This window comes from Corynebacterium neomassiliense (assembly GCF_900626215.1).
Classification (GTDB): Bacteria; Actinomycetota; Actinomycetes; order Mycobacteriales; family Mycobacteriaceae; genus Corynebacterium; species Corynebacterium neomassiliense.
Map to the genome: position 1 here is coordinate 1,553,799 of NZ_LR131106.1, position 11,466 is coordinate 1,565,264.

8 protein-coding genes are annotated in these 11,466 nt (G+C 67.8%); 7 read left to right on the forward strand and 1 reads right to left on the reverse strand.

What is annotated here, in order from left to right; genetic code table 11:
- The first annotated feature begins 26 nt into the window (after positions 1-26).
- The 7 genes from leuA to trpS all read left to right on the forward strand — a co-directional run bounded on the left by leuA (position 27) and on the right by trpS (position 10,325).
- The gene (gene leuA / locus E0E18_RS06855) at positions 27-1,856 is read left to right on the forward strand and encodes a 2-isopropylmalate synthase (protein WP_066588115.1); all 1,830 of its coding nucleotides are present in this window, start codon (positions 27-29) and stop codon (positions 1,854-1,856) included.
- Between the two features lie 235 nt (positions 1,857-2,091).
- Positions 2,092-3,423, forward strand: coding sequence for an FAD-dependent oxidoreductase (locus tag E0E18_RS06860; protein ID WP_237559672.1), 1,332 nt, complete (start codon positions 2,092-2,094; stop codon positions 3,421-3,423).
- 12 nt (positions 3,424-3,435) lie between these two features.
- Positions 3,436-4,965, forward strand: coding sequence for an aspartate ammonia-lyase (locus E0E18_RS06865; RefSeq protein WP_130839880.1), 1,530 nt, complete (start codon positions 3,436-3,438; stop codon positions 4,963-4,965).
- Positions 4,966-4,998: 33 nt separating this feature from the next.
- Positions 4,999-6,912: a DNA polymerase III subunit epsilon gene (locus E0E18_RS06870; protein WP_130839882.1), complete on the forward strand. Its 1,914-nt coding sequence runs from the start codon at positions 4,999-5,001 to the stop codon at positions 6,910-6,912.
- Positions 6,913-6,923: 11 nt separating this feature from the next.
- Positions 6,924-8,219: a MurT ligase domain-containing protein gene (locus tag E0E18_RS06875; protein WP_130839884.1), complete on the forward strand. Its 1,296-nt coding sequence runs from the start codon at positions 6,924-6,926 to the stop codon at positions 8,217-8,219.
- On the forward strand, positions 8,212-9,054 hold the full coding sequence (locus E0E18_RS06880) for a type 1 glutamine amidotransferase (RefSeq protein WP_130839886.1): 843 nt from the start codon (positions 8,212-8,214) through the stop codon (positions 9,052-9,054). Before E0E18_RS06875 ends, E0E18_RS06880 begins: the two co-directional genes overlap by 8 nt.
- A gap of 188 nt (positions 9,055-9,242) precedes the next feature.
- On the forward strand, positions 9,243-10,325 hold the full coding sequence (gene trpS, locus E0E18_RS06885) for a tryptophan--tRNA ligase (protein WP_066588130.1): 1,083 nt from the start codon (positions 9,243-9,245) through the stop codon (positions 10,323-10,325).
- A gap of 613 nt (positions 10,326-10,938) precedes the next feature.
- Here the strand turns inward: trpS and acpS are convergent.
- Positions 10,939-11,433, reverse strand: coding sequence for a holo-ACP synthase AcpS (acpS, locus tag E0E18_RS06890; protein ID WP_110482401.1), 495 nt, complete (start codon positions 11,431-11,433; stop codon positions 10,939-10,941).
- Between the last annotated feature and the right edge of the window lie 33 nt (positions 11,434-11,466).

Consider the following 11,466-nt stretch of genomic DNA (forward strand, 5'->3'; position numbering starts at 1 on the left):
GCGTCAGACCTGATCAGGAGCACACCGTGACCCCCACCGATTCGTTCATCTCCGCCCCGGCCCACATCGACACCCCGGCCGGTGAGATCCCGGCCGACCAGCCGTCCTGGAACCGGCAGCGTCCCTCACAGATGCCGGTCCACCGTTACCAGCCGCACTTCACCGAGGTGGAGGACTTCCGGCTGCCGGACCGTACCTGGCCGGACAAGGTCATCGACAGGGCCCCCCAGTGGTGCGCGGTCGACCTGCGTGACGGCAACCAGGCATTGATCGACCCGATGAGCCCGGAGCGTAAGCGCCGCATGTTCGACCTGCTGCTGCGCATGGGATTCAAGGAGATCGAGGTAGGTTTCCCGTCCGCCTCACAGACGGACTTCGATTTCGTCCGCGAGATCATCGAGAAGAACATGATCCCCGACGACGTCACCATCCAGGTCCTGGTCCAGGCCCGTGAGCATCTGATCCGTCGGACCTTCGAGGCCTGCGAAGGTGCGAAGAACGTCATCGTCCACTTCTACAACTCCACGTCGATCCTGCAGCGCCGGGTGGTGTTCAGGAAGGAGAAGCCGGCGATCAAGAAGTTGGCGACTGACGCCGCGACGCTGATCAGGGAGATCGCTGCGGACTACCCGGACACCAACTGGCGCTGGGAGTACTCTCCGGAGTCCTTCACCGGCACCGAGGTGGCTTTCGCCAAGGAGGTCTGTGACGCGGTGACCGCGATCATGGAACCCACCCCGGACCATCCGATGATCATCAACCTGCCCTCCACGGTGGAGATGACCACCCCCAACGTCTACGCGGACACCATCGAGTGGATGGACCGCAACATCGACCGTCGTGACTCGGTGATCCTGTCCCTGCACCCGCACAATGACCGCGGGACCGCGGTGGCCACCGCGGAGCTGGGGTACATGGCGGGTGCCGACCGTATCGAGGGTTGCCTGTTCGGCAACGGTGAGCGGACCGGGAACGTCGACCTGGTGACCCTGGGGCTGAACATGTTCACCCAGGGGGTCGACCCCCAGATCGACTTCTCCGATATCGAGGAGATTCGCCGTACGGTCGAGTACTGCAACCAGCTGGAGGTGCCGGAGAGGCACCCGTACGGTGGTGACCTGGTGTTCACCGCTTTCTCGGGTTCCCACCAGGACGCCATCAACAAGGGCCTCGACGTGATGGCGGAGTCTGCGTGGCCCGGCCACCACGCCAACGAGATCTCCGACGGACAGTTCCGTGCCGTGCAGTGGGCCGTCCCCTACCTGCCCATCGACCCCAAGGATGTCGGCCGCAGCTACGAGGCGGTCATCCGGGTGAACTCCCAGTCCGGCAAGGGCGGGGTGGCCTACATCATGAAGACCGACCACGGCCTGGAACTGCCGCGGCCGATGCAGGTCGAGTTCTCCTCTGTCGTGCAGTCCGTCACCGACGCCGAGGGCGGTGAGGTCAATTCCAAGGCGATGTGGGACATCTTTTCCGGGGAGTATCTGGACCGGACCGCTCCGTTGGAGCAGATCTCGGTGACCGTGGACGGCCCGCAGACTGAAGGTTCCGAGACCAAGGTCACCGCGGAGGTGGAGTGGAACGGTGCCCACCGCACCATCCAGGGTCACGGCAACGGTCCCCTGGCCGCCTACGCGAACGCCCTGGAATCGTTGGGGGTCGACTTCGAGGTGCAGGAGTACAGCCAGCATGCCCGCACGGCCGGCGACGATGCCGAGGCCGCCGCGTATGTGCTGGCCGAGGTCGACGGTCAGAAGGTGTGGGGCGTGGGTATCGCGGGTTCGATCACCTATGCGTCGCTGAAAGCGATGACCTCGGCGGTCAACCGGGCGTATTCGCAGCCCGTCGCCTGATCCTGTCTGACGCCGGCCCGGTTCCTTCCACGGAACCGGGCCTTCGTCATCCTTCCGGACACTTACGGACACTTCCGGATGCTTCCGGATGCTTCCGGATGCTTCCGGCAGGTTAAAAGTCCCGTCCCCTCTGGCGGTCCGCCACCACCGGGTGTTTACTGTCATGCATCAGCACATCATACTAGTAAACACATGGTGTGCCGGACACATCCCCGCCCAGGAACAAGGATCATCCGTGAGCGACAGCCCCACCGACCGTAACCCGGAAACCCCCGCCACCCGCACCGGCCTGCAGGCAGACGTGATCGTCATCGGTGCCGGACTCTCCGGCTCCGCCGTGGCCAGGGCCCTGTCCGCAGGACAGGGCCCCGCACACTCCGTCATCGTCGTCGACCGTGACATTCCCGCCTCCGCAGAAGCCAGTTCACACGGCTCCGCCCGCATCTTCCGGTACTCCTACCCCGACCCTCTCTACACCTCTCTCGTCGTCGAATCCCGGAAAGGCTGGGACGACCTCGAGCAGCAGACGGGCAGGCGCCTCATCACCCCATCCGGTTCCCTCGACTTCGGCACCGTCCGAGACCCCGCCGCCCTCGCCCGGGTGCTCTCCGACGCCGGAGTGGAGCACGAACTGCTCACCGTCTCCGAGGCGTCGGACCGGTGGCCCGGGATCGTCTTCGACACGACAGGCGACGGGGACGACTCCACGGCGTCCTCCCCCGTCCTCTGGCACCCGGGGGCCGGGGTCATCGACGCTGAATCGACCGTCCACGCCCAGCTGGACCTGGCCCGCAGAACCGGGGACACCCTCGTCCTCGACCACTGGGAGGCCGCCTCGGTCCGCCGCCGCACCGGTGCTGCCGGGTACACCGTCACCTCCACCACCGGAGACGTTCTGGAGGCCGGACAGGTCGTCATCGCCGCCGGAGGATGGGTCGCGGACATCACCGCAGCCGCCGACCTCCCTTCCGCATTCCTCCACCGCCTGCCGGTACCCCGGGTCAGCCAGGAGAACGCCTACCACTTCCCCTACCGGGACAGCAGAGACTGCGGCCGCACACCAGAGGACGCCGGGACGACCTGGCCCACCTTCATCCAGAAATCCCGGGACACCAGGGTCTACAGCCTCCCCGGAGGGCGGGACGCCGGATGGCGGGGCCAGAAGATCGCGGAGTACAACGCCGGTCGGAAAATGAGGTCGGCGTCCCTGCAGGACGGCCGCATCGACCCGGAGAACCGCCGACGGATGACCGGCTACGTGACACGCCACCTGCCCGGCCTTGTCCCGGAGCCCTACGCCGAAACCACCTGCCTGTTCACCAATCTTCCGGGCGAGAACTTCCTCATCGACCGGGCGGACGGCATCACCGTCGTCTCGCCCTGCTCCGGCCACGGAGCGAAGTTCGCCCCCCTCATCGGAGAGCTCGCGGCCGGACTCGTCACCGGCACGGGTACCGTCCCCGACCTCTTCCGCGTCCCGGGCCATACACCGGGCCACACCCCGGGTCATACACCGCAGCACACCGCCGACGTCACCACCGCCGACACCCCGGCGCACCACTCCTGAGAGGACCACACCATGACCGTCACCCGTACCGCCGCCCACCCTGCCACCGACCCGGCCGTCCGCACCGCCACCCACCCCGCCACCGGCCCTGCCACCGCAGCACCGGAGACCTCCGCCCGGCGCGGTCACCGCACCGAACGTGACCTCCTCGGAACCGTCGAGGTCCCCGACGACCGGTACTGGGGTGTCCACACCGGCCGGGCTCTCGTGAACTTCCCGGTCTCCGCCACCGCCGTCGGTGACTGCCCCCCTCTCGTCAGGGCACTGGCAGTGCTCAAGGAAGCCGCCGCCGTCGTCAACGCCCGTCACGGACTGGTCGAACCCCAGGTCAGGGACGCCGTCGTCGCCGCGTGCAGGAAGCTGCGCGGCGGTGCCTTCGACGACCGTCTGCGTGAGCTCTTCCCGTTGAGCATGATCCAGGGCGGGGCAGGCACCTCGACCAATATGAACGCCAACGAGGTCATCGCCAATATCGCACTGGAACACCTCGGCCTTCCCAGGGGAAGGTATGACGTGGTCGACCCCCACAATGACGTCAACTGCTCCCAGTCCACCAACGACGTCTACCCCTCGGCCGTGAAGATCGCCCTGACCTCCCTCGTCGACGAAGCCGTGAAAGAGCTGCGACTCACCGCCGACGCCTGGGACCGCCGCGCCGCCGAGTTCAGTGGCGTGCTCAAGCTGGGACGGACCCAGCTGCAGGACGCCGTGCCCATGACCCTCGGCCGCGAGTTCGCCGCCTTCGCCCGTCTCGCCCGGGAGGACGCCGACGCCCTCCTCTCCACCACTGCGGGACTGCGCACACTCAACATCGGCGGCACCGCCATCGGAACCGGTCTCAACGCCCCCGAGGGCTACACCGCCGAAATGATCGCGGAGATCACCGGACTCACCGGACTGGAGGTACGCCGCGCCCCGGATCTCGTCGCCGCAACCCCCGATGTCGGAGCATTCGTCGACCTGTCCGCGAGACTGAAGAGGGCGGCACTGAACACCTCGAAAGTCTGCCACGACCTGCGACTGCTCTCCAGTGGACCAGGATCAGGGATGGGGGACATCGCCCTACCTGCGGTGCAGGCCGGTTCATCGATCATGCCGGGGAAGGTCAACCCCGTGATCCCGGAGGTCGTCAACCAGGTCGCCTTCGAGATCACCGGTTTCGACATGACTGTGTCGATGGCCGCGGACAACGGTCAGCTGCAGCTCAACGCCTTCGAACCGGTGATCGCCCATGTCCTGTTCCAGGGGCTGGAGCATCTCACCCGCGCTCTGGAGACACTGCGCGTACGCTGCATCGACGGCATCACCTGCGACGCTTCCCGTGCGGAACGTCTGCGCGACAGGGTGTGGTCCTCGGCGTCCCTGGCCACGGCCCTGTCGCCCTGGATCGGCTACGGCCGGGCGACGGAGGTGGCCGGGGAGGTCGCCAGAACCGGACGCAGTGTTCCCGAGGTGGTCCGCGACTCCGGTCTCATGACCGCGGAGGAGCTGTCGGCGGCACTGCCTGAACTGTCGCCGGGGCGGCTCACCGCCGGTGCTTAGGACGGCCGACACACCGGACCGTATGATGGCTCCATGACTTCCACCGGCCCGGACAACGAGACAACCGGGAACTCCGGGACGACCGGGGCGTCCGCTTCCTCCTCTTCCGGCCGGTCCCGTCGACGTAGACGCCGCCAGGTCCACCGGCGGGCGGCACCACCGTCCACCCGTGTCCTCGAACAGGCCGACGGCACCCGCGGAACCGGTGACCCTGCGCGCAGAGGTGACAGATCCCCCGCAGACCGTCCGTCCCGCGACCGCCCGACCCGGCTCCCCAAGACCTTCCACGGGGACATTCCCGATGCCGGGGCCGCCCCGTTCATCTCCCTCACCATCGCGACCTCGGGAATCCACCCCACCACCTCACGGCTCGTCGGAGTCGCCGCAGTACTCTACGACGCCGAGGGGAACACGGTGCCCTTCACCGGGAACCGTCCCGCCTGCAGTGATGTCGGCAGAGATGTAGCCGGTGATGTCGCGGCCGGCGGAGCCGGCACGGCGGACACGGCGGCCGTGCCCGCCGACGGCACTGTCGAACTCACGGGTGTGGTGCAGCAGATCAACCCCGGGGAGGACCCGGGGCCGTGGCACCTCCACGGTTACACCGAAGCTGACCTGGGACAGGCGCCCGGTTTCGCGACTGTGGCCCCCCTGCTGTACACCCTGCTCGACGGGCGGACACTCATCTGCCATGGCACTGCCGTGACCTGGGGTTTCATCGTGCAGGAGTTTCGTCGAGCGCAGCGGGCCGCCAACCGGTCCGGGGCCCAGTCCGGGGGCAGGGGGCGCCGGCGCAGTACCCGGCGTCCCCGCAGGATCAACGTCCCGGTCCCTGAACGCATCGTCGACACCCTCGCCACCGCCAGACGTCAGTCAGTTCCCGTGGAGGATCCACGACTGCGCAGCATTGCCGGGTACTACCGGGACCACGAAGGGCTCGAACTCCCGGTGTCCGCACTGCCGGCACTCGGCGCCGCGGCGTCCGAGGCAAGGTCGGACACCGGTGCCGACGAGCTTCTGCTCGCCGACGCCCGCATCCTCATGCCTCTGCATCTTGTCCAGGAAGATCTCGCGGACGCCGGGCGCGGTACCATCCAGTCCTCCGTGCCCGCCGACCTCACCGCCGACCGTTTCGGCCTGCAGCGTTCCGCCGTCCGGGTGGACGCCACGACCGCTCCCCGACCGTTCGGTAACCCCGGGGTGCCGGAGTCCACGCATCCCGGTTCCCTGGTCGAGGGCATGGAATTCGTCGTCAGCCCTGACGTGGCCACCGACCCGGACGTGCTCATCTCCGCGGGACTGCGTGAGGGCCTCGTCTACAGCGAGAAACTGAACCGGACCTCCAGCCTCGTGGTGTGCAACGCGAACCATGCACTGCGGGGCAAGGCTATGCACGCACACAGGAAGAACATTCCCCTGTTCAGCGACGAAGAGTTCCTCGCCGCACTGGAGGATGTCGCGCCCGGTTCCACGACTCTGGAGGACCCTGATCCACGACCTGCGACACCGCGCATACCCGCCCCGCAGCGCGGTGGTCACGGCCGCGGCAGGAACAGGAAGGGCGGCGGGAAGCCCCGTGACATGAAGAAACAGGGCGCGAAGAAGCAGGGCGGCAGGGTGTCCGGCGGGCAGGGCGGCAAGTCTGCAGGGCAGGCGTCCCCGAAGACCACCGCAGAATCCCCGGAGGGCGGCCCCTCCCGGGACGGAGCCGTGAAGAAGAACCGTAAGCGGTCACGCAACCGCGGCCGTCGCCGTGGTGCGGCGGGTTCCCGCGGGGCCGGCTCCACCCGGAGTGACAACGGACAGCAGAACCGGCAGGACCGGCAGGACCGGAAAGACCGCCCGGCACAGGGTGGTGCGACCGGGCCCGAACCGGACCGGTCGGCGCCCCGGCGTCGCCGGCGCTCCGGAGCAGACCGACAGACCAAGCCTGACCAGCAGAGATAGGAAGGATTCCGATGGGACTGCGTACCTCACTCGCTGTCCGTGCCGCTGACGTGGCCACCTGGGCGTCCAGGAAGGCCGGCCGGGGCAACGGAGGAATGATCGGCGGCCTGGTCGCCGACTTCATCGACCCGAAACTGATGGAACGTCTCGGACGGGGGCGTCCCTGTGCGATCGTCACCGGCACCAACGGCAAATCCACGACAACGCGGATGCTCGCCGAAGCGGTCCGCAGCATCGGCACCGTGTGCACCAACGACGGTGGCGACAACATGGACGCCGGAGTCATCTCCGCACTCCTGGCGGGGCGGGACGCCGACCGAATCATCCTCGAGGTCGATGAACTCCATGTCCCGCACATCGCCGCGAAACTGGAGTGCAGTGTTCTTGTCCTCCTCAACCTCTCCCGCGACCAGCTCGACCGTGTCGGTGAGATCAACAGGATCGAACAGGTCCTCCGTGAGTACGTCAACTCCCGCCCCGACCTGACTGTCGTGGCCAACTGCGATGACGTACAGGTCACTTCCGTGGCCTGGGACTGCCCCAACGTCGTGTGGGTGTCTGCCGGGGTCGGCTTCACCGGCGATTCCACGAGCTGCCCCCGGACCGGCGGTGCTGTGGGCAGGACGCAGAAACCGGACGGGACCCCGGGCTGGTACGCGGTGAAGCCCCTGCCGGACGGCAGTGAGTTCCGGCGCCCCACCCCGACCTGGTCGGTCGATGCGGAGGGTCTCCACACCCCCGGCGGGACCCGGGACCTGTCCCTGACCCTGCCCGGTAACGCGAACCGGGGAAATGCGGCTCAGGCGGTCGCCGCCGCGGTCGCTCTGGGAGTCGGTGAACCCGACGCGGTCGCCGCGGCGGAACGTGTGGACAATGTCGCTGGTCGGTACTCCACCGTCATGTACGCGGGCCGGGAGGTCCACCTGCTGCTGGCGAAGAATCCGGCCGGCTGGCAGGAGGCACTGTCGATGGTTGACCGCAGTGCCGACGGCCTCGTCATCGCCGTGAACGGTCAGGTCGCCGACGGAACCGACCTGTCCTGGCTCTGGGACGTGGTCTTCGAGAACTTCGGTTCCCTGAAGGTCGTCGCCTCCGGGGAACGCTCCGCTGACCTGGCGGTACGCCTCGGCTATGCGGGAGTGGAGCACGTCACCGTCCCCGACATGCTCGAGGCGGTCCGCGCCTGCCCACCGGGGCGGGTCGAGGTCCTCGCCAACTACACCGCGTTCCGGGACCTCAACAAGGCACTGAGCAGAGATCCCGGCAAATCGCCGGACAGGAGCAACCAGGGAGGACGCCATGAGTGACCTGACGATCGGACTTGTGCTCCCTGATGTTCTCGGAACCTACGGAGACGACGGGAACGCCCTGGTTCTGAGACAACGCGCCCGGATGCGTGGCATCGACGCCGAAATCCACCGCATCCTGCTCGGGGAACCCGTCCCGGAGGGACTCGACGTGTACACGGTCGGCGGTGGTGAGGACGTCGCCCAGATCCTCGCCGCCGAACACCTCATCGCCGACGGGGGCATCACCCGGGCAGTCACGGCGGGACGCCCCGTCCTGGCGATCTGCGCCGGCCTGCAGGTCTTCGGCCGGTCCTTCCGTGCCTCCGGCCGGACCGTCGAGGGTCTCGGACTGATCGACGCGACGACCTCCTCCCTGCAGAAGAGGATGATCGGCGAACTCAGGTCCACGCCCGTGGCCCCGGAAACCGGTGGCACGGGACAGGGCACGGACCCGGAGAACACGGAACCGAAGAACGCGGACCTGCATGAACTGACGGACACCCTCACCGGATTCGCGAACCACCAGGGGGCCACGATCCTCGGACCAGACGCCGCACCGCTGGGTCGGGTCATCCACGGCACAGGCAACACCGACGCCCACGGAGCGTTGCACGCCGGACTCACCCCGGAGCAGGCGAAGGTCGAGGTGTACCACGAGGGAGCGGTACAGGGACCAGTGATCGCGACATACATGCACGGCCCCGTGCTGGCCCGCAACCCGCAGCTGGCGGACCTGCTGCTGGCCCGCGCCGTGGGATGTGCCCCTTCCGAACTGCCGCCCATGACCGGAGCTTTCGCCGACCAGCTGTCAGGGGAAGTGGCCCGACTGCGCTCCGAGAGGCTGAGAGCGTAAGGTGAGTTCCGTGAGTTCATCCTGCACCGGCGCATCCTGCCGGCCCCGCGCATGGTGGTGGCTGTCCTAGACAGGCAGCTGCCGGATGACCCGTATTTTTCGACGCCGCCTCCACACGAGGGCGGCGTCCTTCTTTCTGTCAGGTGCCGCCCGCCCCGTGGAGACATGACCTCCCAGGAGAAGACCACATGACGAACAACGCCTCCCTCACCGCAGCCCGCCGACGCAGCGACCGCCTGCGGCAGCTCATCGACAGCACGGACCCGGCCGATGCCCCGGCCCGGGGCAGGCTCCGCGTCCTCACCGGCGACCGACCGACCGGTGCACTGCACATCGGGCACTACCTCGGCACCGTCCGCAGCCGGGTGGAACTGCAGGACAAAGGCATCGACACCTTCCTGCTCATCGCCGACTACCAGGTCATCACCGACCGCGACTCGCTCGGTGACCTGCAGGGAAACGTCCGGGGCGTCCTCGCCGACTATCTCGCAGCCGGCATAGACCCGGCGAGGACGACGATCTTCGCACACTCGGCGGTACCGGCGGCGAACCAGCTCATGCTGCCGTTCCTGTCCCTGGTCACCGAGGCGGAACTGCACCGCAACCCGACAGTGAAAGACGAGCTCGCGGCCACAGACGGCCGGGCGATGTCGGGACTGCTGCTCACCTATCCGGTGCACCAGGCCTGTGACATCCTGTTCTGCCACGGCAACGTCGTGCCCGTGGGCCAGGACCAGCTGCCGCACATCGAGCAGGCACGCGTCATCGCCCGCCGGTTCAACGAGCGCTACGCCGGCGGTGAGCAGGTGTTCACCGAGCCGGAGGCACTGCTGACCGACGCCCCGATGATCACCGGCACGGACGGCCGGAAAATGAGCAAGTCCCGGGGCAACACGGTGCCCCTGGGAGCGACCGCGGACGAGACGGCGAAGATCCTGCGCCGCGCGGTGACCGACGCTGAACGCAGAATCACCTTCGAGCCGGAACGCCGCCCCGAGGTCGCGAACCTGCTCACCGTCGCCGCCGGCTTCACCGGCAGGGACCCCCGCGACATCGCCGAGGAGATCGGTGACGCCGGGGCCGGCGAACTCAAACGGGTGGTCACCGAGGCAGTCAACGATCACCTCGCGGGGCATCGCGCGCGACGCGCTGAACTGCTGGCCGACCCCGGCTACCTCATGTCGGTGCTGCGGGAGGGCAATGAGCGGGCCAACGAGGTCGCGGACGCCACGCTGACCCGGGTGCGCGAGGTGATGGGGATGTTGTACTGAGGTCCCCGGGGTACCTCACGTGGGAGACTGTCCGGCCGTGACGGTCGCCGCGTCACCTCCGAGTCGCCTCCGCGTCACCTTCGCGGTGACGGTGCTCTGTCAGCTGCACCTGACCAGGCACTGTCGTCGGTCACTGTCACCGGTGTGCCTCCTTCATTTTTCGGGAACGGCACTCTGCACAGGACAGCACGTCAGGCAGGGGTGACAGGCAGGGCGACGGAGCGGAATAGGCACTTCAACGAGCATATTGAACATCGTCACGACAGTATTTCTGTTCGGGAGCTCGGGAGCTGAACCTGGCCCAGGATGGCGCAGGGGCCTCGGGCCCGGGACAGACAGGAGTGGGAACAGCGTCCGCAGGTTTTGTCAGGCGTCCGCGGGTTGTGTCGGTTAAGCCGAAAATACGACACAACCTGCGGACGTCTGACACAACCTGCGGACGCAAGACGGGGTTCAGATGCCCCGACGCTGACTGACCAGTGGACATACCAGGGAATGTGGCGGAAAGACGGCGGGAAAGCGGAGAGAGACAACGAAGAGCCGCACACCGCGCGGGACCAGATGCAACCGGTCGGCCACACCCCGGTCCACACCCGGGTACAGGGTGCTGACGCTACACCCGCCACTCCCCGACCACGAACGCCTGGGCGACAGGCCCGTCATGCGACAGGCTCAGCTGCCACACCGCGTGACCGGAACCGTCGGCACCACCGAACCGGGCGGTCAGCGCGCCGTTCACCCGGGCCTCCAGCACCGGCGCCAGCCGGATGTACGGCCGACCCCAGCGGTCCTTGACCACCTCGATCTGCGACCAGTCCATCTGTGCGCCCGGAATCTCGTCTCCGGCGTCGGCCAGCGTCCAGGCCTTGTAGAAGGCCTCCTTCGCCGCCCACCGGGCCGCGAGGTGCTGCGCGAGGTTCCCGCTGGTCTTCGCCAGACGAGCGCACTCCCGACGCTCCGCCCCGGTGAAGGACCGGGCGAATGTCGAGCCGGGCTGGTCGAGCTGCTCGGCGAACGAGGGGATGTCGACCACGTCGACACCGATGCCCAGCACGAACGGCCTGGTCGGCGCCGGATCCACCGGCTCCTTCCTGCCGCGCGCGCTCATCTGCGCACTCTCCGGGGAGGATGCGGGGCGCAC

Coding starts and splice junctions, on each gene's coding strand:
- E0E18_RS06865 (WP_130839880.1), top strand. CDS start 3,436: ATGACCGTCACCCGTACCGCCGCCCACCCTGCCACCGACCCGGCCGTC.
- E0E18_RS06870 (WP_130839882.1), top strand. CDS start 4,999: ATGACTTCCACCGGCCCGGACAACGAGACAACCGGGAACTCCGGGACG.
- E0E18_RS06875 (WP_130839884.1), top strand. CDS start 6,924: ATGGGACTGCGTACCTCACTCGCTGTCCGTGCCGCTGACGTGGCCACC.
- E0E18_RS06880 (WP_130839886.1), top strand. CDS start 8,212: ATGAGTGACCTGACGATCGGACTTGTGCTCCCTGATGTTCTCGGAACC.
- trpS (WP_066588130.1), top strand. CDS start 9,243: ATGACGAACAACGCCTCCCTCACCGCAGCCCGCCGACGCAGCGACCGC.
- acpS (WP_110482401.1), bottom strand. CDS start 11,433: ATGAGCGCGCGCGGCAGGAAGGAGCCGGTGGATCCGGCGCCGACCAGG.